This is a genomic window from Brachybacterium halotolerans (genome assembly GCF_016623465.1).
GTDB lineage: Bacteria > Actinomycetota > Actinomycetes > Actinomycetales > Dermabacteraceae > Brachybacterium > Brachybacterium halotolerans.
In genome coordinates this window covers 441,963-465,732 of record NZ_JAEDAJ010000001.1, presented here as the reverse complement: position 1 = coordinate 465,732, position 23,770 = coordinate 441,963, and the positions used below count along the sequence as shown (strand labels likewise).

Genomic DNA, 23,770 nt, shown 5'->3' with positions numbered 1-23,770 from the left:
GGCCCCTGTCGGAAGGACACGCCATGCACACCGCGATCACCACCGCACTCACCGCGACGCCCGCCGTCCCTCTGCTCGCCGACGGCGGAGCGGGATCCTGGGGCGCCCATCCCATCGGCCCCTTCTTCCTGCTCGCACCGCTGTTCTGGCTCGTGATCCTCGTGGTCGCGGTCGTGCTGCTCACCCGCGGGCGCCGGCGCTGGTCCGCCGAGCGCCACGAGGAGCGCGAGCAGCGCCGGCTCGAGGAGCGAGCGCGTCGGGCCGACGAGGCCCTCGCGCCGCTGCGCCGGGCCGAGCTGACCCTCGCCGAGCGCTTCGCCCGGGGAGACCTCGAGGAGGCCGAGTACCGCCAGCGGCTCGAGGTGCTGCGCGCGAGCGCCGCCCTCACCGAGCGGAGCTGAGCGAGGACTCGGGGGCCTCGTGGGGGACACGCCGGGGTCGACGCGATCGCTGACCCCGGCGGGACCGCCCGGGCAGAGGGTGTGACCCACGGCATCCGCAGCGCTCCGCGGGGATCCGTAGGCTGGAGTCACGCCCCACGAGGAACGGAACTCCGTCTGCCCTGGAGGCGATCGCCACGACCCGCTGGACCACCACCGCCGCCGCCCACGAGACCGGCCCGAGCGCTCAGCCCGTGCTCCACGTGCTGTATGCCTCCGAGACCGGGAACGGCGAGGAGCTCGTCGAACGCGTCGCGCCACCCGCCGCCCGCGCCGTCGGCATCGGCGTGCGCGTGCGCGAGATCGACGCCGTGACCCTCGAGGAGCTCGCGCAGATGCGCTGGGCGCTGTTCGTCGTCTCCACCACGGGTCAGGGCGATGTCCCCTACGACGTCGAGGAGCTGTGGGACGCGCTGATCGCCGCGGACGCGCCGGACCTCGACCGCCTCCGCTTCGGTGTCCTCGCCCTGGGAGACCGGGTCTATGCGGACTTCTGCCAGGCCGGCATCGAGTTCGACGACCGCCTCGCCGAGCTCGGCGCGGAGCGTCTCGTCGAGCTCGTCACCTGCGACTACGATTACGAGACGCCCGCCTCGCGTTGGCTGCGCGAGGGGATCGGCGCGGTCGCCCGCGACATGGCCGGGGCCGCCGGAGGAGCGGGCGCCCGGGGGTCGGTGAGCGCTGACGGGGGCGCGAGCAGTGCCGGAGCCCCGCCCGCCGGACCCCAGGACATCGAGCCCGAACCGCTGCGGATTCCCGACCCTGCGGCACGGACCGCCGGGACCGCGATCGTCGAGCGCGTGCGGGTGCTCACCGACACGGACCCCGATCGGGAGATCCTGCACTGCACGCTCGCGCTGCCGTCCGCGCTCGCGGCGGCGGAACCCGACGGCGACGGACCGCCCTGGCAGGTCGGCGACTCCCTCGATCTGCTCGAGCCCAACGACCCGCGCCTCGTGGCCGCCGTGCTCGACCGGCTGCGGATCGATCCGGACCAGGTCGTGGAGGACGGGACGACGAGCATCACCGCCGCGCGTCTGCTGACCGAGCGGCTCGAGCTGCGCCAGCTGCCGCGCTCGCTCGTGGAGGCGATCCAGGAGCGCACCGGGGACGATGCCCTCGGACGCCTGCTCGCCGGGCGCGCCACGGACTTCGAGCGCTGGCGATGGGGACGCGACCTGCTCTCCGTCCTCGAGGAGGTTCCGCAGCTGCAGGCCGACGCCGAGGACCTCGTGCGGTGGCTGCGCCCGCTGCAGACGCGCGCCTACTCGATCGCCTCGAGCCCGAGGGTGGACGCGGGCCGCGTGGACCTCACCGTGCGGACCCTCCGGTACGAGCGAGCCGGCAGGATCCTCGAGGGCACCGCGAGCGGCGCCCTGTCCCGGCTCGCCCGGAGCGCGGGGGAGCAGCCCGGCGGGAACCCGTCCCGGGAGGTCCTCGTGCGGCACCGGCCCGCACCGGGATTCCGTCTGCCCGACGATGCGTCGGCCGATCTGGTGATGATCGGCCCCGGCGTGGGCGTCGCACCGTTCCGCGGCTATCTCCAGGAGCGCAGCGCGCGCGGCGACTCGGGCCGCAGCTGGCTGCTGTGCGGGATCCGCGAGCGCACGACGGACCTGCTGTACGCACGGGAGCTCGAGGCATGGCGGGACGACGGCGTGCTCACGCGACTGGACGTCGCCGAGTCCCGGGCGGCGGACGGAGCCGAGTACGTCCAGCACACGATGGATCGACTCGGCCCCGAGCTCTTCGCATGGATCGACGGAGGAGCGCATCTGCACGTGTGCGGCGATGCGCGCGAGATGGCGCCCGCCGTGCGACTCGCCCTGCGCGCCGTCGCCTCCCGGGAGCTCGGCTCCCCGGAGCGGGGCGCGGCCTGGGTGGCGCGGCTCCAGGCCGAGCACAGGTACCGGGAGGACGTGTACTGAGCCCGGGCGGCGGCGCCACGGATCCGCGGAGCCTCGGGCCTGCGGGGCCTCAGGCCTGCGGGGCGGTGAGGACGCTGTGGATCGTCATGTCCTTGGCCGGGCCAATGACCTCCCAGGTCACGCGCCATTCGCGCTCATCCAGGATCTCGACGAGGCCGTCGTAGCGGTCCTCGCCGCAGGGGTGCACCACGGGCCGTCCGGGCGTCCAGGGATGGAAGTCCCGGCCGTCGGCGAACAGCACCATCCAGTCCTCGTCCGGGGAGTCCGCGCCGCCCTGCCTATCGAGGGGGCGGGCACGGCGCTCGATGAGGAGCTCGCGTCGCACGGGGATCGGCCGAGCATCCGCGGCGCCGCGGGTGAGCACACCGCTCTCGCTCCAGGCGATACGGCCGTCCTCGCGCATCGAGATCTCGGTCGTCCCGGTCACCTGCAGGATCTCGCGGGACAGGCGATCCTCGATGCGGCGGTTCAGCAGCCAGTCGCCGAGGAGCGCCCGCGGGCTCGCACCCGGCGATGTCCGAGGGGTGGGCCGGAGGTCGTGCTGCTGGTCGCTCACCCGTCGAGGCTATCGAGGGCGAGGTGGAGGCGACAGCATCGGTCCGGCGCTCACCACGGGCCCGCGCTCACCGAGGCGAGGGCGGCCCGAGGTCGGACGTGTCCTCGGGAAAACCCCCGTGACGCGAGGGGCCCCGGACCGCGATACTCGTGGACGGGGCGATCGGCATCCTCGGTCCGGACCACGGGAATACCGCCCGATCCGCCGACGTTGCCCGGAGTGCCGCTCGCGTCGACGCCAGGCGCCGGTCCACGGCGTCCGCCGTCGGCCTCAGCGCTCCCGCCCTTCCCGCAGGGTCGTCGGCCCCGCCGATCCGGCCGCGGGCCCTCGACGACCCACCGGCGCCCCTCGCCCGCGAGCGCGCCGCCGCCCTGACCCAGGAGTCCCATGTCCTCGCACGAGACCGCGCCCTCCCCGCAGCCCGCCGCGCCACCGGCCACGGGCATCGATCCCCAGGGCATGCGCGTCATCTGGCTGCTGCTGGTCGCCGCTTTCGTGGCGATCCTCAACGAGACCACGATGGCGATCGCGATCCCGCACCTGAACAACGACCTGGGCATCGCCCCGGAGAACGGGCAGTGGCTGACCAGCGGCTTCATGCTCGTGATGGCCGTGGTCATCCCCACCACCGGCTTCCTCCTGCAGCGCTTCACGACGCGCCAGGTGTATCTCTTCGCCATCAGCGCGTTCTCCCTGGGCACGCTGGTCTGCCTGCTCGCGCTCGGCTTCCCGATGCTGCTGCTGGGGCGCGTCGTGCAGGCGGTCGGCACCGGCATCATGATGCCGCTGCTGATGACCACGATCATGAACGTCGTGCCCGCGCACTCGCGCGGACGCATGATGGGCCGCGTGGGCCTCGTGATCTCGCTGGCCCCCGCCATCGGCCCGACCCTCTCGGGCGCGGTCCTGGACACCCTGGGCTGGCGCTGGCTGTTCGGGATCGTGCTGCCGATCGCGCTCGTCGCCCTGCTGCTCGGCGCCCGCTGGATGACCAACCTCGGGGAGACCCTGCGCGCCCCGCTCGATGTGCTCTCGGTGATCCTCTCCGCCCTCGCCTTCGGCGGGCTCGTCTACGGGCTGAGCCTGCTGGGCTCGGCGCACGAGACCGCGGGCGGCGGCGGAGCGAGCGCGACCATCCCGGGCCTGGGGACCCAGGGCACGGCGATCGTCCTGATCGTCGTCGCCCTCGTGATCCTCGCCCTCTTCTGCCTGCGCCAGGTCTCCCTGCAGCGCGCCGACGACGCCCTGCTGGACCTCCGGGTCTTCCGCTCGCGCACCTTCACGCTGGCCGTGATCATCATGGGCGTCGTCGCGATGGCCATGTTCGGCACGCTCACCCTGCTGCCGCTGTACCTGCAGAACGTCGCGGGACTGGACGCCCTCATGTCGGGCCTGATCCTCATGCCCGGCTCGATCCTCATGGGACTGCTGGGGCCCGTGATGGGCCGCGTGTACGACGCCAAGGGCCCGCGCGTCCTCCTCGTGCCCGGCACGATCGTGGTCGCGGGCGCCCTGCTGTTCTACTCGACGGTGGGCGAGGACACCGCCTGGCCCGTGCTGATGATCGTCCAGACCCTCATGTCCGTGGGCCTCGCGATGACCTTCACGCCGCTGTTCTCCGCCTCGCTCGGCTCGCTCCAGCGCCGGCTGTACTCCCACGGGTCGGCCGCGCTGAACACGCTCCAGCAGGTGGGCGGCGCGGCCGGCGTCGCCGTCCTCATCGGCCTGTACTCCTCGATCCTCCATCAGGGGGAGGCCGACGGCCTCTCGACCGCGGCGGCCGGCGCCCCGGGAGCGCGGGCGGCCTTCCTCGTCGCGGGACTGATCGCCCTGGTGCCCGTGGTGCTCGCCTGGTTCATCCGGGCGCCCGAGGAGGCCGAGGAGGAGCCGCAGCAGATCCCCGTCGAGTCTGCCGCCTGAGCGGCGCGACGTCGCGGACCGCAGAATGGACGGCATGACCAGCCCAGCCTCCGCGCCGCCCGAGCGCTCCGCCCCCACCGCGGGGACACTCGGCCTCGATCTGGACGCGACGCTCATCCACGGGCCGCTGGGGACCGTGATCGCGGACCTCGATGCGCAGGTCGCCCGCGAGCAGGGGATCGAGGGCCTCCACGACCAGGTGATGGCCGAGGCGCAGAGAATGTTCTCCGAGGACCCCGCCGCGGCCTACGACTGGCAGGCGACCCTCGCCCGGGTGGCTCGCGAGCGCGGCGCCCGGCTGCCCTTCGACATCGTCGAGCGACTCGAGGAGGTGGCTCCCGCGCGCACCCGACTGCTCGAGGAGGGTGCGCCGGAGGTGCTGCGGGCGCTGAAGGCCGACGGCTGGCGACTCGTGGTGATCACCAACGGGTGGCGCCGCTATCAGGTGCCAGCGCTGCGGGCGGTCGGTCTCCTCGACCTCGTCGACGACCTCGTCACCGCCGACTCCGCCGGTGCCCCGAAGCCCGATCCGGTGATGTTCGCGAGCGCCCTGACGGGCGCACGCAGCGGCGCCGGACCCCTCGTCCACCTCGGGGACCGGCTCGACGATGACGTGCTCGGCGCCCATCGCGCGGGCGGCGCGGCGGTCCTCTACTGCCCCTCGGCGCCCGCCGAGCTCCAGGGGCCGACGGGTCCTGCACTGGTGGCCTCGCCCGGCACGTCGCCCGAGCGCGACGACCCCTTCTCGGAGTTCCTCCGCGACCTCACCGCGCGGCAGCAGGCGCGCGTGGACCCCGCCGATCGGCTCGCTCGCCCCGATGCGGTGATCTCCGGGATCAGGGAACTCCCCGCCGCGCTCCGAGCACTGGCGCTCCCGTGAGCGAGCAGCCCGTCCCGTCCGACGGGCCCGTCCGGTCCGCCCCGCCCGCCCGTCCGGTTCAATCCGACGAGCCCTCCCTGCGCGAGGCGGACGTCGTGGTCATCGGCGGGGGACAGGCGGGACTCAGCGCCGGCCACCACCTGCTGCGCCGCGGCGCCGACGTCATCATGCTCGATGCCGAGGACGGGCCCGGCGGCGCCTGGCGGCATCGCTGGGACTCGCTGACCATGGCCACGGTCAACCACATCGCCGACCTCCCCGACATGCCGCAGGGCACCGTCGCCGAGTTCGAGAGCGCGAACACCGCGGTCCCCGCCTACTTCGACGAGTTCGAGCGGCGGGGCTCCCTCCCGATCGAGCGGCCTGTCCGCGTGACCTCCGTGCGCTCCGAGGATCCGGACGCGGGGATCGACTCGCCGCTGCGCGTCGACAGCGTGGACGGGGAGGGGAGGTCGCTGGCGCCGATCCGCACGCGCGCGATCGTGAACGCGACCGGCACCTGGGGCAATCCGTTCGTCCCCTTCGTGCCGGGGATCGGCACCTTCCGCGGTCGCATGCTGCGCACCGTCGACTACCCCGGCGCCGCGGCCCTCGCCGAGCGGCGGATCGGGATCGTCGGCGGCGGGATCAGCGCCACCGGCTTCCTCGCCGAGCTCAGCGAGGTCGCGACCACCTTCTGGTACACGCGCCGGGAGCCTGTCTTCCGCGAGGGCGGGTTCACCCCCGAGATCGAGGGCCGCGCGGCCGTCGCGATGGTCGAGGAGCGCGTGGCGCAGGGACTCGCCCCTCTCAGCGTGGTCTCCGTGACCGGCCTGCCCTGGAGCCCGGCCCTCGCGGCCGCCGACGCCCGGGGAGCTCTCGCGCGGCGACCGATGTTCACGCGCATCGTGCCCGAGGGTGTGATCGAGGCCGACGGCACCACGACGCCCCTCGACGTCCTGCTCTGGGCGACCGGCTTCCGCGCGGCCCTGGACCACCTCGCGCCGCTGCACCTGCGCGCCCCGGGCGGCGGCATCCGGATGGATGGCACCCAGGTCGCGGACGACCCTCGCATCCACCTCGTCGGCTACGGCCCCAGCTCCTCCACCATCGGCGCCAACCGCGCCGGCCGCGCCGCGGCCCGGCGCCTCCTGCGCAGCTGACGTCCCGTCCAGGACCGGCCCCGATTTAACGCAAGGGACGTGTGGCGATAATCCCTCGGTCCTGCAGGGGGTCGGCGGTCTGCCGTACTGTCGGAGGCATGAGCGACGCCACAGGATCCGGGACCGCAGCACCGAACCCCAGGGACAAGGGGAAGCGGCCTCCGCGTCCCCAGGCGGTCCTCGAGGTGATCGGCAAGCAGCGGATCACGCCGAACCTGCTGCGCGTGATCGTCGGCGGTGACCAGGTCAGCGTCCTGAACGACAACGACTCCACGGACAAGTACCTCAAGCTCCTGCTCCCGCAGCCAGGGAGCGGCCTGCAGCCGCCCTACGACATGGAGGGCCTGCGCGAGACCTCGCCCGAGACCCTGCCGTCCCGCCGCACCTACACGGTGCGCTCGTGGGACCGCGAGAAGCAGCTGCTCGCGCTGGACTTCGTGCTCCACGGCGAGGGCACGATCGACGGGATCGCGGCCGCCTGGGCGGACGCCGTCCTGCCCGGCGACGTCGTCGCCGCGAACGGCGCCGGCGGCGGCTACGCCCCCGACCCGGAGACGGGCTTCCACGTGCTGATCGGCGACCACTCGGCGCTGCCCGCCATCGCCTCCGCCCTCGAGGCCATGGAGCCCGCGGCCCGCGGCATCGCCCTCGTCCAGCTCGATCACGCCGAGGACCAGCAGGACCTCGACCACCCCGAGGGCGTCGAGCTGCGCTGGCTGATCGGCGACCGCGAGCAGCTGGTCACCGAGACCGAGGGCCTGGACCTCCCGGCCGACGGCCTCCAGGTCTTCGCCCACGGGGAGCGCGGCATCATCAAGCGGATCCGTCGGAACCTCGTCAAGGAGCGCGGCATCGACCGCTCCCTCATCTCGATCTCCGCCTACTGGGCCGCCGGCCGCGTCGAGGACCAGTTCCAGGCCGAGAAGCGCGAGCCCGTCGGCCGCATCGACGAGGACTGACCCCGCCGCATGAGCGATCCGAGCGAGGACCTTGTCGTCGGCGAGGACGGACTGGCCCGCCCCGTCTGGGCGAGCCGCCACGAGGATCTGCGCGAGTACTACGACACCGAGTGGGGCATGCCGCGACGCACCGAGGCCGAGGTGTTCGAGCGCCTCGCGCTCGAGGGCTTCCAGTCCGGCCTCTCCTGGGCCACGATCCTGCGGCGCCGCCCCGGATTCCGCCGCGCCTTCGCGGGCTTCGACCCCGAGGCGGTCGCCCGCTTCGAGGAGGCCGACGTGGAGCGCCTGCTCGCCGACGAGGGCATCATCCGCCACCGCGGCAAGATCGAGGCGACCATCGCCAACGCCCGCGCGACCCTCGCCCTGCGCGAGGCCGAGGGGATCGGCGCCCGCGGCGACCTGCCGCGCGGCTCGACCCTCGCCGATCTGGTCTGGAGCTACCGGCCGGGGACGAGCCCTGCGCCGCGCACCGCCGCCGAGGTGCCGACGACCTCCGCCGAGTCCCGCGCGCTCGCGAAGGAGCTCAAGGCCCGAGGATTCCGGTTCGTGGGGCCGACGACGATGTTCGCGCTCATGGAGGCCCTCGGCGTGGTCGACACCCACCTGCTGGGCTCCCACCGCCGCGGCAGCTCCGGCCTCTGGGACGAGACCGGCGCGCGTCGAGCCTGACCGGCTCAACTCGAGCCTGAACCGGGCGAGCCGCGCATCCCGAGCCCGACCCGCGCGAGCCGCGCATCCCGTGCCCGACCGCCACGTCCGGTGCGCGGGGACCGCATGAGCGGTCATACGTGGTCACATTCCTGGGCGCCCGACCCGTGTGCGCGCGAGAGTGGCCGGGAGCGGCGTCCTCGGCCCCGTCGGCCGCTCGGGAGGAGAAGGTCATGTCCACGACATCGGTGCACGCGGGCTGGGACGCGCGCGGCGCCCACGGCTCGCTCGTCCCCCCGATCTATGCCACCAGCGCCTACGCCCACAGCGGCCACGCCTCTCTGAAGGCCCTCTTCGCCCGGGAGAGCGAGGGGTTCGCCTACTCCCGCTCCGGGAACCCCACCACGGCCGTCCTCGAACAGCGGATCGCCGCGCTCGAGGGCGGGATCGGCGCGATCGCCGTGGCGAGCGGGCAGGCGGCCACCACGATCGCGCTGTGCGCCCTGCTGGAGCCGGGCACCCACGTCGTGGCCTCCTCCCGCCTCTACGGCGGGACCACGGAGTTCCTCGGCGACACCCTCGTCGACCTGCAGGTGAGCTGGAGCTCCGTCGACCCCTGGGACGTCGACGCCTGGCGCGCCGCGATCCGCCCGGAGACCCGCGTCGTCCTCCTCGAGTCGATCGCAAATCCCGGGGCTGAGCTGACCGACCTCGATGCCATCAGCGCGATCGCCCACGAGCACGGCGCGGTGGTGGTCGTCGACTCGACCCTCGCGAGCCCCGCTCTCTACCGTCCCGGCGAGCACGGGGCCGACGTGGTGGTGCACTCGGCCACCAAGTATCTCGCCGGTCACGGCACCACGATCGCCGGACTCATCGTGGACACCGGCTCCTTCGACCCGCGCCGATGTCCCGAGCGCTGGCCGCGCCTGACCACACCCAACGAGCGCTTCCACGTGACCTTCGCCGACGAGTACGAGGCCGGCGGCTCCGGACTGCTGGGCTTCGCCCGGGCCAAGTACGTCACCGACTTCGGCGCCACCCTTCCCGCCCAGAGCGCCCGCGACGTGCTCGTGGGCATCGAGACCCTCGACCTGCGCCTTGAGCGCATCAGCGCTCACGCCGAGCAGATCGCTCGCAGCCTGCAGGGCGCGGAAGGAATCGCCCGTGTGAACCATCCGTCGGCCCCCGGTCGCGCCGACGCGCACCTCGCCGCGCGCGACTTCCCACGCGGCACCTCGGGAGTGTTCTCGATCGACCTCGAGGGCGGGGAAGCAGCGGCCGCCGCCTTCTGCGATGCCCTGAGCGTCTTCACCCTCGCCGTGAACATCGGCGACGTCCGCTCCCTGGTCTGCCACCCGGCGACCACGACGCACTCGCACCTGAGCACGGAGCAGCGGGCGGCCTGCGGGGTGGGCGAGGGCACGGTGCGCCTCAGCATCGGCCTCGAGGACGTGGACGATCTGCTCTCGGACCTGCAACGGGGCCTCGCCGCCGCGCGGACGGCGCGCGACGCGGGACCGAGCGGCGCGGAACCGGGCGACGCGGAGCCGGGAGGCGCGGAACGGGGAGACGCGGGACCGGGAGACGCAGCACCGACGGACGCGCCGGGTCGCGCCTCGGTGCTCAGCGGCGCGGGCGCTTCCCGCTCGCGAACTGCTTGACGCGCCCGAACCAGCCGCCGCCGCTCACGGCGTGCCCGACCCCGCCGCCCACCGCATGCCCTGCGGAGGCGCCGAGGATCCGGTCGTTGCAGCGCTCGCACAGCAGGCGCCCCGTGAACGACTTCCGGGCGCGGCCGCGGATCACTCTCCTGCACTGTTCGCATCGCTGAGCCATGCCACGAGTGTGCCCCAGTGGGGCAGATCCGTCGAACGCGCCGCGTGCCTCGACCGGTCGGCTCGCTGGGAGTGCGCAGGGTTCTCGCGCCGTCAGGCGCCAGGGCCGAGGTCGGGGGCCCGACGGATCCCGAAGCGCTCGTGCAGGACGCGCCGCGCGGCGAAATGGCCGTTGAGGCCATGGACCCCGGGGCCCGGAGGCGTCGCGGACGAGCACAGGAAGTGGCCGTCGTCCGAGAGCCGGTAGGGGTCCCACACCGCGCGGGGCCGCGCGATCATGCGGTACATCGTGATCGTCCCCATCGCGATGTCGCCACCGACGATCGCCCGGTCGTGCTCGCCCATGCGCGCGGCGGGGATGCCCCTCGCGGCGACGATCGTGTCGCGGAATCCGGGGGCGCTCGCCTCGACCTGCGCGATCACGGCCTCGGTGGGATCCTCCATGCCGCCGACGGGCACGTGCGCGTACGCCCAGATCGGCCGCAGACCACCGACCTCGCGGGAGGGATCGGCGACCGCCGGATCGCTCACGAGCACCACGGGACGCTCGGGGATGCGGCCCGCGAGCACCTGGTTCTCGGCCGCGGCGACCTCCTCCCTGGTGCCGCCCAGGTGCACGGTCCCCGCGCGGCGCACGTCCGGATGCGCCCACGGGATCGGCCCGCTGGTCACCAGATCCACCTTCGCCGCGGCACCCGCGTGCCCGAGGCCCCGCAGGCCGCGGGCGGTGCGGCGGGGGATCGTGCGGCCGAGGATCCGCGAGGCGTCGTCGGCGCTCGTGTCCAGGAGCACGGCGCGCGCGGGCGGAAGATCCGCGAGCGATCGCACAGGGCGGCCTGCGATCACGCTGCCGCCGTGGGCGCGCAGGTCCTCGAGCAGGGCATCGGCGATGGCCTGGCTGCCGCCGACAGGGATCGGCCAGCCGCCCGCGTGCGCGAGCGCGGCCAGGAGCAGGGAGACCCCGGCGCCGGCCAGCGACGGCAGGGGACTGATGCCGTGCGCGGCGACTCCAGTGAGCAGGGCGCGCGCCCTCTCCGTGTGCAGGGGCGCGTCCCAGGCCCGGGTGCCCTGCTGCAGCACCCGCAGCCCGAACCGGGCGCCGGCCACGAGCCCGGCGGGGGAGAGCACCTCCGAAGGGATCGAGCGCTTGTCGCCGAGAGCGAGTGCGGTGACGGCGTCGGCATGTCGGGCGAGGGGCTCGAACATGCGGCGCCACGAGGGCCCGTCGGGCCCGAGCCCCTCGACGGTGCGCTCGAGGTCGTGCCAGGCGATGCCGGCATCACCGCCCGGCAGCGGCTGGGCGTAGGAGACCTCGGGCACGATCGTGCGCACGCCGCGCGCCGCGAGGTCGAACTCGCGCAGGAACGGGCTCGCGAGCGCCATCGGGTGCACGGCCGAGCAGATGTCGTGGACGATCCCGGGAGCCAGGCCGAGGTCGAGCGTGCGGGAGCCGCCGCCCAGGGTCTTCTCGGCCTCGAGGACCTGGACGCTCAGCCCCGCACGGGCGAGGGTGACCGCCGCCGCGAGCCCGTTGGGCCCTGAGCCGACGACCACTGCGTCCAGCGAGGGGGAAGCCATGCTCGAAGCCTAGTGGTCGGGGCAGGGGCGTCGCGCGCGGACCCCGGAGGTCCAGGTCGTGGGGCGTGATCGGCGTGGGGTTCGGCCCGGCCGCGTCCGCGTTCCCTATCGTGGGCGCAATGACCGAAGATCCCGCGTCCCCTCGCGATCGGCCCACCGGGCGGAGCGCCGATCAGCACGATGATCCGGGGATCGGCCCCTCGACGGCCGGGATGCCGGGAGCCCCCGGCGGCACAGTGCCGCGTGTGCGGCGGACGCGTGTGGGGCGCATGGGCCCCGTGGGCCTCGCCTGGCGGATCCTCGCGATGGCTGCGGGACTGGCCGTGCTGACGGCCGCTCAGATCGGACACACCGACGACCTCTTCCCGTTCAGCGCGATGGCCATGTTCGCCCAGCCCCGCGACCCGGACGGCGTCGTCGACGACACCTGCCTCGAGGGCACCCGCGAGGGCAGCGACGAGGTCCTCCCGATCAGCTTCCCCGACGCCGGCATCGCGCGCTCCGACGTGGAGGGGAACCTGCGCGGGATCCGCGAGGACCCCCAGCGCCTCGCCCCGCTCGCCCGGGCCGTCGACGCCCACCACCCGGACGAGCCGCAGCTGACGAGCCTCACCGTCTGCAGCGACCGCTACCACCTGCGTTCAGGCGCGCCCGACGGGCCGCCCGAGCACGTCACCCTGGTCACCTGGGAGGCGCGATGAGCACGGCGATCTCGACGGGCGCGAGCACGCCGCCCCGCGCACGGCGAGGGACAGAACGACTGCTCGATGTCCTCACCCCGGCGATCCCCCTCGCGCGTCTGGAGGTGATGCGCCGTCTGATCAGCGCGTTCGTCGTCTTCGACGTGCTGCTGGTCTCGAATGACGTGATCGGCCACGCGGCGAACCCCGAGTACTTCCGGCCCACGGCGCTCGCCCGCCTCCTGCACCTTCCCGCGGTGACGCCGGTGCTGGGCTGGGGACTGCTGGTTGTCATCCTCGCTTCCGGGGCTCTGGGCGCCCTGGGGCGCGCGCCGCGCGCGAGCGGCGTGGTGCTCGCCGTGAGCTTCTGGATCTGGATGCTCTACTCCCAGGGCTACGGCTACATCAGCCACGACCACGTGGCGCTCATGGTCGCCGTGGCCGTGCTGCCCACCGCCGGCATCGCGGGGGCACGGGCCGACCGGGTGGACGGGGTCGACGGGTTCGGTGGGGTCGGTGGGGCCGACGCAGGAGTGCTCTCTCGGCAGGCGGGCTGGGCGCTGCGGTGCATCCAGCTCGCTGTGGTGCTCACCTACTTCTATTCGGTGCTCGAGAAGTCGGTGATCTCCGGGTCCCCGGCGACCTGGGCGAACAGCGCAGTGTTCGCCTTCGCGTTCATCCGCCGCGGCGCCCCGTGGGTGCAGTGGATGCTGGACGTGCCCTGGCTGTTCCGTCCGGCCCAATGGGCGCTCATCGCCCTCGAGACCATGTCTCCGCTCGCGCTGTTCCTGCGGGGGAGGAAGCTCTACGCGCTGATCGGCGTCTTCCTCGTCTTCCATCTCGCGACGTTCGTGGCGCTCGGGATCCACTTCCTGCCCACGGTGGTGTGCTGGGCGGCGTTCCTGCCGCTCGAGCGGATCACGGCGCGACTGCGCCGATGGGCCGGGCGCCGTCGCGCTGCGCGAGCCGACGCTGCGCGAGCCAGCGCTGCGCGAGCCGGCGCTGGGCGCGCGGGCGCTCCGGATCCCTCCCGCGCGGGAGTCGAGCCCGAGTAGCCTCGGAGCCCGGGCGGCCCGACGCTTCGCCGCCCGTCGACCGAGGGGAGTCCTCATGCCCAGTCACCAGGCCGCCCGCGCCCTGCCGACGCTTCCCGACGAGGACGTGCGCCGTGTGCTCTGCGTGGTCGCGCATCCCGACGACATGGAGTACGGGGCGTCCGCCGCGGTGCACCGCTGGACCGCGCGCGGCGTCGAGGTCACCTACCTCCTGCTCACCGCGGGGGAGGCGGGCATGGCGGAGGCACCGGAGGTCGTCGCCCCGCTGCGCGCCCGCGAGCAGCGGACCGCCTGCACGACGGTGGGCGTCGAGGATCTGCGGATCCTCGCCCATCCCGACGGCATGCTCGAGCCCTCGCTCGACCTGCGGCGCGACGTGGCCCGCACCGTCCGCGACGTGCGCCCGGACCTCGTGCTCACCACGACCTACGAGGTCGAGGCCCACGGCTCCCTGAACCAGGCGGACCACCGCACGGCCGGGACGGCCGCGGCCGACGGCACGCGCGACGCCGCGAACCCCTGGGTGTTCCGCGAGCTCGGCCACGACGGCTATCGACCGTGGCAGGCCCGCGCCCTGATCGTCGTCGGCCACTCGCGGCCGACCCACGCGATCCCCGTCGGCCCCGACGACGCCGCGGCGTCGATCGCCTCGCTGCGCAGCCACGAGGCGTACCTCGCGCACGTCACCGGGCACCCCGCGCCCGAGGAGCTCATCCCGCGCGCCCTGCAGGAGGGCGGCGCGCAGAGCGAGGGCGGCGGGCTCGCCGTCACCGCCCGCGTCTTCGACCTGGGAGGGCTCGGAGGCTCGACGGGGCAGTGACCCGTCGGGTCAGGCCTCGGGGTCGAGCCGCTCGAGCTCCTCGTCGACGACCTTCGGGTCGAGCTTGGTGAAGATCGGCGAGGGCTTCGCGACCGGGCGACCGGTCTCGACGTCGCGGTGGCCCCATACGGGCACGTCCGTGTAGTCGCCCGTGATGATCGCGTAGGAGGGGCCGCCGTCCAGGTCCTCGACCTCGCGGGCCTCGGGCAGCGGGGCGATCTGCCGGTCCCCGCCGAGCGCCCGCTCGACCGCGTTCGCGGAGAACGGGAGGAACGGGGCGAGCATGGTGTTGAGGTCGGTGACGGCCTGCGCAAGCACGTGGAGCACCGTGTGCAGGCGCTCCTGCTGCTCGGGGGCCTTGAGCTTGAAGGGCTCCGTCTCCGAGACGTAGCGGTTCGCCTCGCCCACCAGGCGCATGGCCTCGGCGATCGCGGCGCGCTGCCGGTGGGCCTCGATGAGGGAGCCGACGGACCGGAAGCCGCCCTCGATCTGGGACAGCAGCGCCCGGTCGACGTCCTCGAGCTCGCCCGCGGCGGGGATCTCGCCGACGTTCTTCGCGATCATCGCGGCCGTGCGGTTCACGAGGTTGCCCCAGCCGGCGACGAGCTCGTTGTTCGTGCGCGAGACGAACTCGGACCAGGTGAAGTCAGCGTCCTGGTTCTCCGGGCCCGCGGCGGAGATGAAGTAGCGCACCGCGTCGGGCTGATAGCGCTCGAGCATGTCGCGCACGTAAATGACGATGCGCTTGGAGGAGGAGAACTTCCGGCCCTCCATGGTGAGGAACTCGCTCGAGACGACCTCGGTGGGCAGGTTCAGCTTCCCGAAGCGGCCGGGCTCGCCGCCCTTGTCGCCCTCGCCGTTCTGGGCGATGAGCTCCGCCGGCCAGATCTGCGAGTGGAAGACGATGTTGTCCTTGCCCATGAAGTAGTAGGTGAGGGCCTCGGGATCGTTCCACCAGCGGCGCCATGCCTCCGGATCGCCCTGGCGCCGCGCCCATTCGATGGACGCGGAGAGATAGCCGATCACGGCGTCGAACCACACGTAGAGGCGCTTGGTGGGCTGGTCCTCCCAGCCCGGCACGGGGATGCCCCAGTCGATGTCTCGGGTCATCGCGCGCGGCTTGATGTCCTGGAGGATGTTCTGGCTGAAGCGGATCACGTTCGGACGCCACAGGCCGGTCGCCTCGCGCTCGTCGAGCCAGCGACCGAGCTCCGCCGCGAGCGCGGGCAGGTCCAGGAACCAATGGGTGGTCTCGATGAACTCCGGGGTCTCGCCGTTGATGCGGGAGACCGGGTCGATGAGGTCCGTCGGATCCAGCTGGTTGCCGCAGGTGTCGCACTGGTCGCCGCGCGCGCCCGGGGCGCCGCAGATCGGACACGTGCCCTCGATGTAGCGGTCGGGCAGGGTGCGGCCGGTCGACGGCGAGATGGCGCCGGAGGTGGTCTGCTCGATCATGTAGCCGTTGTCGCGCACGACCTCGAACATCTCCTGCACCACCGCGTAGTGGTTGCGGGTGGTGGTGCGCGTGAACAGGTCGTAGCTGAGGCCCAGGGCGACGAGGTCCTCGACGATGATCCGGTTGTTGCGGTCGGCGAGCTCGCGGGCGGTCACGCCCTCCTTGTCGGCCTCGACCAGGATCGGGGTGCCGTGCTCGTCGGTGCCGGAGACCATGAGCACGTCGTGGCCCGCCATGCGCATGAAGCGCGAGAAGACGTCGGAGGGGACGCCGAAGCCGGCGACATGACCGATGTGGCGGGGACCGTTGGCGTACGGCCAGGCGACCGCGGACAGGACTGTGCTCATGGGACGCAAGTCTACGGACACCACGCCCGCACGCGGACCGCGAACGGCCCGCGTCGACCGATACCCTGGCCACATGAGCACCCATGGCCTTTCCGCAGCCCAGCAGAAGATGCGAGACGCCGGCGTCGCCCAGACGGCGATCGACGTGTTCTCCCGCTACTACCAGCAGCTCGAGGAGGGCGTCACCGGGTCGATCCCGGAGGACACCATCTCCCCGTACCTCGACCCGCCCCGGCTCGAGGACGTCACGATCGATCCGTTCCAGGCCAAGGAGGCCTTCGACCGCCTCGCGATCATCAACCTCAACGGGGGCCTGGGCACCTCGATGGGCATGGACCGCGCGAAGTCGCTGCTGCCCGTGCGCGACGGCAGGTCCTTCCTGCAGATCATCGTCGAGCAGGTCCTGGCCGCGCGGAAGGCGACCGGCTCCCCGCTGCCGCTGCTGTTCATGGACTCCTTCCGCACGCGCGAGGACACCCTCGAGGTGCTCGAGCAGTACCCGGACCTGTCTGTGGGCGATCTCCCGCTGGACTTCCTGCAGAACAAGGAGCCCAAGCTGCGGGCCGACGACCTCGAGCCCGTCACCTGGGAGGCCGATCCCGACCTCGAGTGGTGCCCGCCGGGCCACGGCGACCTCTACACGGCGCTGCAGACCTCCGGCGTCCTCCAGAAGCTCCTGGCCGCCGGCTTCAAGTACGCGTCCGTGTCGAACTCCGACAACCTCGGCACGCTCCCGAACCCGGTGCTGGCCGGCTGGTTCGCCGCCTCCGGCGCGCCCTACGCGGCCGAGCTGTGCCCGCGCACCCCCGCGGATCGCAAGGGCGGCCATCTCGCGGTGCGGAAGTCCGACGGTCGGCTCATCCTGCGCGACACCGCGCAGACGCCGGAGGAGGAGATGGACTTCTTCACCGATGAGCACCGTCACCCGTTCTTCCACACGAACAACCTGTGGATGGACCTCGAGAAGCTCGACGCGGTGCTGCGCGCCCACGACGGCGTCATGCCGCTGCCCATGATCCGCAATTCCAAGACCGTCGACCCCTCGGACAAGTCGAGCACGCCGGTCTACCAGATCGAGTCCGCGATGGGCGCCGCGATCGAGGTGTTCGAGGGCGCGAGCGCGATCGTCGTCGGCCGCGATCGCTTCCTGCCCGTGAAGGCCACGAGCGACCTGCTGCTGGTGCGCTCGGACGTCTACGACCTCGACACCAAGAGCGCGCTCGTCCAGCAGGTGCCGTCGGCCCCGACCGTCTCCCTGGACAGTGACCACTACAAGCTGATCGGCGACTTCGACGCCCGCTTCCCTCACGGCGTGCCGTCCCTGCGCGAGGCGACCTCGCTGAGCGTGACGGGCGATCACACCTTCGGGCGTGACGTCGTCGCCCGCGGCGACGCCGTCGTCGGCCCCGAGGACCCCGCGCAGATCCCCGGCGGGACCGTGCTCGGCGGCTGAGGACCTGCGGGTGGGTCCCCACTGCGCGGGGCACACCCTGCGGATCTGTGGATGGTCGACGCGGTCCATCGGTCATGCACCGGCAAATGGCGGACGTCTCTGCCAGATATGGCAGAGACGTCCGCCATACGCCGGTGCGCGACTGCCGCCCCGCGGTGCGCCACTTTCGCCCGGGTCGGGCCGTGCGCGGCGCCGCTGCGGGCCTCGGGCTCAGCGCCGCGCCGGCCCTGCCGCGCTTGCTGCCGGCTCCCGCACGAGCAAGTGGCCGATGGGCGGCGAGGTGATCCACGAGAGCACCTTGACGATCGGTGCGCGCGAGAGGATCAGCACCAGGAGGAGCGCCCCGACCACGAGCATCACCGCGTCGAGGTTCGACGTCATCGCGTCGAACCAGCCCAGGTCGCGGGGGATCTGCAGCAGCAGCGGGTGGATCAGGTAGATCGTCAGGGACTCCACGCCCAGGGCCGTGAACCAGTGGTGGCGACGCGGGGCGACCATGATCATCGCGATCGTGAGGATCGTGCCGCAGATCAGCACGAGCAAGCGCGTGACCATGCCGTAGACGTTCCCGAGATCGTTCTCGGAGAAGCTGCGGGACATCGTGAAGATGTCGTTGGAGAACATGTCGTGGGTGATCGCCGCGACCACGAGGGCGCAGGCGAAGGCCGCCGCGCCGATCGCCCGTCCCCAGCGCACGTCGCGGATCTTCGCGAGCATCTCCGGCGTGCACATCAGTCCCAGCACGAAGAACGGCAGGAAGCTCAGCACGCGGCCCCAGGTGAGGACGGTGTCCAAGTCCGCCTCGAGGGGCGCCAGCACGGAGATCGCGACCGCGAACACGAGCGGGTAGCGCAGGGAGCGCAGGATCGGCGAGAACACCCGCCAGAACGTCAGCGCGAGCAGGAACCACAGCGTCCAGGCCGGGTGCCACAGGCTCACGGTGATCGGGTTCCCGTCGAGGAGGTCGCTCTCGATCGAGTGGAGGACCTGGAAGATCAGGTACGGCAGGAGCATGCCCGTGAGCAGGCGCGAGACCTGCCGCGGCTCGTTGCGGTAGGAGCGGCAGAGGAAGCCGGAGATCGCGACGAAGGCGGGCATGTGGAACGAGTAGATCCACGTGTAGAGGATGTCGAGGTACGCGTTGTCGTTGCTCTCGATCGTGTGGCCCACGACCACGAGCGCGATGAGGATCGCGCGCGCGTTGTCCAGCAGCGGATCACGGGGCTTCTTCGCGGGCTTATCGGCCTTCGCGGGCTTCTCGGGCTTCCCGGGGTCCGAGGGCGCTGCGCGGGTGTCGAGCGCCGCGGGAGCGGACGTCCCGCGGGCATCGCCGTGGGCGCGGTGCGTGGGCGGGCGCCGCGGCGTGTGCGTCGGAACGGCCGGGGCGCTCCCACCGGCCGGGCCCGTGCCGGCCGTCTCGGTGGGGGCTGGCTCCGCGCTCGGATCCTGCTGGCCGGCCATGCGCTTGCGCCTCTCGTCGGGGGTGAACGGAACGTGACGAGGCTAGGAGCGGAAGGTGACGCGCTCAAGCACCCGCGCCGCGAATGGGACGCATCGCGCCCCGCGCGCGAGGGCGCGTGTGATCAGGTCGACGGGCCGGGTCGTCGGCGGAACGGACATGTCCGACAGGCCGGTCCGGCGGACGGGTCGAACGGGCCGATCCAGCGGACGGGCCAGTCGAACGGTCCGGTCCGGCGGACGGGTCGAACGGGCCGATCCGACGGAGTCGACTCGCGGCCCGTCGGCCCCCGTCAGTCGCGACCGTGGACGTACCCCTCGCCGCCGGTGACGTCGAGGGTCTCGGGGATGATGTTGCCGTAGCGGTGATCGGTCGCGCTTATGGCCTGCTCGTGCAAGAAGCTCAGCAGCTCGATCCGTCCGCTTGCGGTCACCGGGCCGCGGAACAGGGCCACCTCGACGCGGCGCGAGATCGCGCCCAGCAGGGCGTCGTCGGCCTCTCCGACCAGCCGGATCCGCAGGCGGGACTGCGCGGGGACGGCGGCGGCGAACGCGTCGGCGTCCTCCATCCGCACGGTGGTGCCCACCGGCAGCTCCTGAGTGGCCGCGGCGCGCAGGGCGCCGGTCGCCACGGAGACCTCGATGTCGGCGCCGACGGTCGCCGCCGCGTGCAGCACGCGACGCAGTTCGACCTCCCGCGCGCCCTCGGCGGCGCGCACCACCGTGGGGATCGGCACGTAGCGCAGCACGTTGATCTCACCGTGCAGGTCCTGCGGGTCACGGGCGGCGAAGGTGCTGGTCCAGTGGGCCGCATCCGAGTGCTTGGCCGTGGTCAGCCAGGTGGCCTCGTCCCGGATCGCTCCCGAGGGAGTCCGCCGGCCCTCGACGTCGGCCGCATCCATGAGGTGGATGAGGTAGTTCGGGCCGCCGGCCTTCGAGGTCTCCCCGATCGCGGAGCGCTTCCAGCCGCCGAAGGCCTGGCGCTCCACGATCGCACCCGTGATCCCGCGGTTGACGTACAGGTTCCCGGCCTCCACGTGCTGGGTCCACCAGGCGATCTCGCCCAGGTCCAGGGAGTGCAGGCCGGCGGTGAGCCCGTACGAGGTGCCGTTCTGGATCTCGGTCGCCTCCTCCAGGGTGTCGGCGTGGACGATGCCCAGGATCGGTCCGAAGTACTCGGTGAGGTGGTACTCGGAACCCGGCTCGACGCCCTCGCGCACGCCCGGGCTCCACAGACGGCCGGACTCGTCGAGCTGCTGCGGCTCGGCGAGCCAGCGCTCCCCGGCGCCGAGGCTGCTCAGCCCGTCCGCGAGCTTGCCGGCGGGCTCCTCGATGACCGGGCCCATCTGGGAGGTCGGGTCCGTCGGATAGCCGACGTGCAGGCTCATCACGGCGTCGGCGAGCTGGGAGGAGAAGCGGCGGGAGCGGGCGACGGAGCCGACGGTGATCACGAGGCTCGCGGCGGAGCACTTCTGACCGGCGTGGCCGAACGCGCTCGCGGCGACGTCCTTCGCGGCGAGGTCGAGATCCGCGTGGGGAGTGACGATGACGGCGTTCTTGCCGCTCGTCTCCGCCTTGATCGGCAGCTCGGGCCTCCAGGAGGCGAACAGCGCCGCCGTGTCGTAGGCGCCGGTGAGGACCAGCTGGTCCACCCGCGGATCGGCGATCAGGGCGCGCCCCACCTCGTCCTCGGGGACGTCGACGATCTGGACGAGGTCCCGGTCGATCCCGGCCTCGTGGACCAGGGCTCCGATGATCGCGCCGCAGCGGCGGGCCTGCGGGGCGGGCTTCATGACGACGGCGCTGCCGGTCACGAGCGCCGAGAGCACGCCGCCGGTGGGGATCGCGACCGGGAAGTTCCAGGGCGGGGTCACGAGGGTCAGGCGGCGGGGGGTGAGGACCGCGTCGTCGAGCTCCTCGAGCAGCTCCGCCTGCTCGGCGTAGTAGAGGGCGAAGTCCATGGCCTCGCTGACCTCGGGATCGCCCTGCTCGAGCACCTTGCCGGTCTCGGCGGCCATCACCTCGAGGAGGTCGGCGCGGTGGGCGGCGAAGACGCGCGCGACCTCGCGGACCGCCTGCGCGCGCTCGCTCGCGCCCCTCCTCGCCCAGGTCTCCTGGGCGGCGAGGGCACGGCGGTAGACGTCGTCGACGCCCTCGCGGGTGGTCACGCGCGCCGCCTCGATCTCCTCGATGCCGATGCGGGAACCGCGCACGCGGTGGATGATCCCGGCGGCCCACTCCTGGTTCGCGGCCGTGGACATGTCGGTGTCGGGAGTGTTGCGGAAGGCGCCGGGACGGGCGGGGATCACGGTCGAGCCGAGCGCCGGCCGCTCCCCGTGCTCCTCCGCCGCGCGGTCCTGGTCGCGGTGGGTGGCCTCCGCCGGGCCCTCGATCGCCCGTGCGAGTGACGCCTCGAAGCGCGCCTGCTCCCGTGCGAACAGGTCCTCGCTGTCGTCGAGCTCGAAGACGGCCGACATGAAGTTCTCGCTCGAGGCGTTCTCCTCGAGGCGCCGCACCAGGTAGGAGACGGCCACGTCGAACTCACGGGGAGAGACCACCGGCACGTACAGGCGCATCGAGCCGACGGCCTCGCGGACCACCTGCTGCTGCCCCGGGGCCATGCCGGCGAGCATCTCGAACTCGACCTCGTCGTCGGCCCCGTCGATCCCGCGCTCGCCCATCAGCAGGTGAGCGAAGGCGACGTCGAAGAGGTTGTGCCCGGCGATGCCCAGGTGCACGGCCCCGAGGTGCTCGGGCTCGAGGGAGTCCAGCAGGATCCGCTTGTACTGGGCGTCGGACTCCTCCTTGGTGTGGAACGGTGCCTGGTCCAGGCCGTGCAGAGAGGCGTCGACCGTCTCCAGGGCGAGGTTCGCGCCCTTGACCACGCGCACCTTGATGGGCGCGCCGCCACGGGCCACACGGTCCTTCGCGAAGGCGCGCAGGCGCTGCATCGCGGCGAACGAGTCGGGCAGGTAGGCCTGCAGCACGATGCCCGCGCGCAGCTGCATGAGCTCGGGGCGGTCCAGGAGCTTCTCGAACACGTCGAGGGTGAGCTCGAGGTCCCGGTACTCCTCCATGTCCATGTTCAGGAAGGTGGGGGAGTCCTGGCGCGAGGCGTCGAGGTAGAGCGGCAGCAGGGTCTCCACGACGTGGTCGACCGTTTCCGCCGCGCCCCACAGCGAGAGATGGTCGACGATCGAGGAGATCTTGATCGACACGTAGTCGACGTCGTCCCGGCCGGCCATCTCTCGCACGGAGGCCAGGCGCCGCCCGGCCTCGCGGGCGCCGAGGACGGCCTCGCCGAGCACGTTGATGTTCAGGTCGGTGCCCTCGGCGCGCAGACGGCGCACGGAGCGGGCGAGCTGCGGGTCGCGCGAGTCGAGGATGAGGTGGGAGACCATGCGCCGCATGACGGCCTGCGCGGTCGGGATGACGGCATGGGGCAGCGTGGGTGCGGTGGCGCCGCCGAAGGAGATCACGCGGCGCAGCGGAGCGGGCAGGAACGACGGCGGGTCCGCCGCGAGCCGCTTGAGCTCGGAGGCGGCCGCGCGGGGATCCTCGGTGCGGATCACGCGGTCCACGAAGGCGACGGTGAAGTCCAGGCCCTTCGGGTCCTTGAGGAGATCGGCCAGCAGCTGGGCGGAGCGGGGGACGGGCCGCGCTGCGGCCTCGTGGACCCAGTCCCTGACCTGCGATGCGACCTGCTCGGGCGCGATGGACGTGGTGCGGGTCCGAGTGGTCGTGGGCAACGCTGTTCTCCTGATCTGTCGACGGGACGGGACGTCTCGCTGACGCTGGCTGACGCTGGATGCGGGGCACGGCCCGCGGTGTCCCGGGGAGCGGCGGGGAGGACGGCGGCGCAGGGCCCGCGACGGGTGCGCCGCGGTGGGTGGAGGGCGACGGTGCCCTCCTGCCGTCCTCGGGTCCGTGCGCGCGCCCGAGGGACTGCCATCGTACGTCCGGTCATCGGGTGCCTGTGCCACGATGGGGCACCTGCGGCAGTGTCCGAAGCTGCCCCGACGGAAGGCAGAACACCATGAAGAAGGTCATCTTCCTGCTCGGCCTCGTGCTCGGCTTCTTCGCGGGCTCCCGCATGGGCCGCGGACCCTACGAGTCGCTCGAGTCCACCGCCCGCCAGATCGCCGACGACCCGACGGTCCAGCAGAAGGCGTCCGACGCCAAGGAATCGGCGGAAGCCCTGGCCCAGCGCGCGAAGGACCGCGCGCCCGAGGTCGCCGACTCCGTGAAGGGCGCCGCCGCGGGTGCGGCCACGGCGGTCAAGGACCGCGCGACCCACCGCGCCGACGACGCCTCGGGGGACGACGAGGGCGACGAGAGCGCGAAGGCATCCTCCTCGGCCTCGGGCTCCGGATCGACGTCCGCGACTCCGGACAGCTCCGCGGGCAGCACCCCCGACACCACCTCGGGCGGCGACGGCGAGGTCGGCGATAAGCCCCTCAGCGCCTGAGCCCCGGCGCCGGCGCATCTGCCGACTGCACGAAGTCCGGCGCACCTGCCGGTGGCACGACGATACGAGCGTGGGGGGGGGGGGGGGGGGGGGGGGGGGGGGGGGGGGGGGGGGCGGGGGTGGGGGGGGGGGGGGGGGGGGGGG

19 protein-coding genes are annotated in these 23,770 nt (G+C 72.9%); 13 read left to right on the top strand and 6 right to left on the bottom strand.

Annotated elements, in window-relative coordinates:
- Window positions 1–23: 23 nt before the first annotated feature.
- Window positions 24–401: an SHOCT domain-containing protein gene (locus I8D64_RS02095; RefSeq protein ID WP_246482632.1), complete on the top strand. Its 378-nt coding sequence runs from the start codon at window positions 24–26 to the stop codon at window positions 399–401.
- A 242-nt stretch (window positions 402–643) separates the two neighbouring features.
- Complete coding sequence (locus I8D64_RS02090; protein WP_200500841.1) at window positions 644–2,368, top strand: flavodoxin domain-containing protein; 1,725 nt, start codon at window positions 644–646, stop codon at window positions 2,366–2,368.
- Window positions 2,369–2,417: 49 nt separating this feature from the next.
- On the opposite strand, the gene I8D64_RS02085 is transcribed toward I8D64_RS02090, so the two are convergent.
- Entirely contained in the window at window positions 2,418–2,924 is a 507-nt protein-coding gene (locus I8D64_RS02085) for a DUF6314 family protein (protein WP_200500840.1), read from the bottom strand.
- Between the two features lie 387 nt (window positions 2,925–3,311).
- Between I8D64_RS02085 and I8D64_RS02080 the strand changes: the two genes are divergently transcribed.
- The 6 genes from I8D64_RS02080 to I8D64_RS02055 all read left to right on the top strand — a co-directional run bounded on the left by I8D64_RS02080 (window position 3,312) and on the right by I8D64_RS02055 (window position 10,137).
- Complete coding sequence (locus tag I8D64_RS02080) at window positions 3,312–4,844, top strand: MDR family MFS transporter (protein ID WP_200500839.1); 1,533 nt, start codon at window positions 3,312–3,314, stop codon at window positions 4,842–4,844.
- A 34-nt stretch (window positions 4,845–4,878) separates the two neighbouring features.
- Complete coding sequence (locus tag I8D64_RS02075; protein WP_200500838.1) at window positions 4,879–5,724, top strand: HAD family hydrolase; 846 nt, start codon at window positions 4,879–4,881, stop codon at window positions 5,722–5,724.
- Window positions 5,721–6,866, top strand: coding sequence for an FAD-dependent oxidoreductase (locus I8D64_RS02070; protein WP_343068393.1), 1,146 nt, complete (start codon window positions 5,721–5,723; stop codon window positions 6,864–6,866). Before I8D64_RS02075 ends, I8D64_RS02070 begins: the two co-directional genes overlap by 4 nt.
- Before the next feature lie 98 nt (window positions 6,867–6,964).
- Complete coding sequence (locus I8D64_RS02065) at window positions 6,965–7,825, top strand: siderophore-interacting protein (protein WP_200500837.1); 861 nt, start codon at window positions 6,965–6,967, stop codon at window positions 7,823–7,825.
- A 9-nt stretch (window positions 7,826–7,834) separates the two neighbouring features.
- Window positions 7,835–8,494, top strand: a complete 660-nt coding sequence (locus I8D64_RS02060) for a DNA-3-methyladenine glycosylase I (RefSeq protein WP_200500836.1) — start codon at window positions 7,835–7,837, stop codon at window positions 8,492–8,494.
- Window positions 8,495–8,706: 212 nt separating this feature from the next.
- A complete protein-coding gene (locus I8D64_RS02055) occupies window positions 8,707–10,137 on the top strand; it encodes an O-acetylhomoserine aminocarboxypropyltransferase/cysteine synthase family protein (RefSeq protein WP_200500835.1) in 1,431 nt (476 codons plus the stop codon).
- Here the strand turns inward: I8D64_RS02055 and I8D64_RS02050 are convergent.
- Both I8D64_RS02050 and I8D64_RS02045 read right to left on the bottom strand, forming a co-directional pair.
- Entirely contained in the window at window positions 10,100–10,282 is a 183-nt protein-coding gene (locus I8D64_RS02050) for a hypothetical protein (RefSeq protein ID WP_343068392.1), read from the bottom strand. The two genes, I8D64_RS02055 and I8D64_RS02050, sit on opposite strands and share 38 nt — an antisense overlap.
- Window positions 10,283–10,404: 122 nt before the next feature.
- Window positions 10,405–11,889: a phytoene desaturase family protein gene (locus I8D64_RS02045; protein ID WP_200500833.1), complete on the bottom strand. Its 1,485-nt coding sequence runs from the start codon at window positions 11,887–11,889 to the stop codon at window positions 10,405–10,407.
- 245 nt (window positions 11,890–12,134) lie between these two features.
- Between I8D64_RS02045 and I8D64_RS02040 the strand changes: the two genes are divergently transcribed.
- Genes I8D64_RS02040 through I8D64_RS02030 form a run of 3 tightly spaced genes read left to right on the top strand, consistent with a single transcriptional unit; the run spans window position 12,135 to window position 14,444 of the window.
- Window positions 12,135–12,590: a hypothetical protein gene (locus tag I8D64_RS02040; protein ID WP_200500832.1), complete on the top strand. Its 456-nt coding sequence runs from the start codon at window positions 12,135–12,137 to the stop codon at window positions 12,588–12,590.
- Entirely contained in the window at window positions 12,587–13,624 is a 1,038-nt protein-coding gene (locus I8D64_RS02035; protein ID WP_200500831.1) for a hypothetical protein, read from the top strand. The genes I8D64_RS02040 and I8D64_RS02035 overlap by 4 nt, the downstream gene beginning before the upstream one ends.
- A 55-nt stretch (window positions 13,625–13,679) precedes the next feature.
- Window positions 13,680–14,444, top strand: coding sequence for a PIG-L deacetylase family protein (locus I8D64_RS02030; protein WP_200500830.1), 765 nt, complete (start codon window positions 13,680–13,682; stop codon window positions 14,442–14,444).
- Window positions 14,445–14,453: 9 nt separating this feature from the next.
- Here the strand turns inward: I8D64_RS02030 and metG are convergent, their stop codons facing one another.
- A complete protein-coding gene (gene metG, locus I8D64_RS02025; protein WP_200500829.1) occupies window positions 14,454–16,247 on the bottom strand; it encodes a methionine--tRNA ligase in 1,794 nt (597 codons plus the stop codon).
- A 73-nt stretch (window positions 16,248–16,320) separates the two neighbouring features.
- On the opposite strand from metG, the gene I8D64_RS02020 reads away from it, so the two are divergent.
- On the top strand, window positions 16,321–17,700 hold the full coding sequence (locus I8D64_RS02020) for a UTP--glucose-1-phosphate uridylyltransferase (RefSeq protein WP_200500828.1): 1,380 nt from the start codon (window positions 16,321–16,323) through the stop codon (window positions 17,698–17,700).
- A 210-nt stretch (window positions 17,701–17,910) separates the two neighbouring features.
- On the opposite strand, the gene I8D64_RS02015 is transcribed toward I8D64_RS02020, so the two are convergent.
- A complete protein-coding gene (locus I8D64_RS02015; RefSeq protein WP_200500827.1) occupies window positions 17,911–19,161 on the bottom strand; it encodes an acyltransferase family protein in 1,251 nt (416 codons plus the stop codon).
- A 290-nt stretch (window positions 19,162–19,451) separates the two neighbouring features.
- Window positions 19,452–22,907, bottom strand: coding sequence for a bifunctional proline dehydrogenase/L-glutamate gamma-semialdehyde dehydrogenase (locus I8D64_RS02010; protein ID WP_200500826.1), 3,456 nt, complete (start codon window positions 22,905–22,907; stop codon window positions 19,452–19,454).
- Between the two features lie 287 nt (window positions 22,908–23,194).
- Here I8D64_RS02010 and I8D64_RS02005 point away from each other — a divergent pair, with 287 nt between their 5' ends.
- On the top strand, window positions 23,195–23,626 hold the full coding sequence (locus tag I8D64_RS02005; RefSeq protein ID WP_200500825.1) for a hypothetical protein: 432 nt from the start codon (window positions 23,195–23,197) through the stop codon (window positions 23,624–23,626).
- Window positions 23,627–23,770 lie beyond the last annotated feature (144 nt).

Coding starts and splice junctions, on each gene's coding strand:
- I8D64_RS02095 (WP_246482632.1), top strand. CDS start 24: ATGCACACCGCGATCACCACCGCACTCACCGCGACGCCCGCCGTCCCT.
- I8D64_RS02080 (WP_200500839.1), top strand. CDS start 3,312: ATGTCCTCGCACGAGACCGCGCCCTCCCCGCAGCCCGCCGCGCCACCG.
- I8D64_RS02075 (WP_200500838.1), top strand. CDS start 4,879: ATGACCAGCCCAGCCTCCGCGCCGCCCGAGCGCTCCGCCCCCACCGCG.
- I8D64_RS02065 (WP_200500837.1), top strand. CDS start 6,965: ATGAGCGACGCCACAGGATCCGGGACCGCAGCACCGAACCCCAGGGAC.
- I8D64_RS02060 (WP_200500836.1), top strand. CDS start 7,835: ATGAGCGATCCGAGCGAGGACCTTGTCGTCGGCGAGGACGGACTGGCC.
- I8D64_RS02055 (WP_200500835.1), top strand. CDS start 8,707: ATGTCCACGACATCGGTGCACGCGGGCTGGGACGCGCGCGGCGCCCAC.
- I8D64_RS02045 (WP_200500833.1), bottom strand. CDS start 11,889: ATGGCTTCCCCCTCGCTGGACGCAGTGGTCGTCGGCTCAGGGCCCAAC.
- I8D64_RS02035 (WP_200500831.1), top strand. CDS start 12,587: ATGAGCACGGCGATCTCGACGGGCGCGAGCACGCCGCCCCGCGCACGG.
- I8D64_RS02030 (WP_200500830.1), top strand. CDS start 13,680: ATGCCCAGTCACCAGGCCGCCCGCGCCCTGCCGACGCTTCCCGACGAG.
- metG (WP_200500829.1), bottom strand. CDS start 16,247: ATGAGCACAGTCCTGTCCGCGGTCGCCTGGCCGTACGCCAACGGTCCC.
- I8D64_RS02020 (WP_200500828.1), top strand. CDS start 16,321: ATGAGCACCCATGGCCTTTCCGCAGCCCAGCAGAAGATGCGAGACGCC.
- I8D64_RS02015 (WP_200500827.1), bottom strand. CDS start 19,161: ATGGCCGGCCAGCAGGATCCGAGCGCGGAGCCAGCCCCCACCGAGACG.
- I8D64_RS02005 (WP_200500825.1), top strand. CDS start 23,195: ATGAAGAAGGTCATCTTCCTGCTCGGCCTCGTGCTCGGCTTCTTCGCG.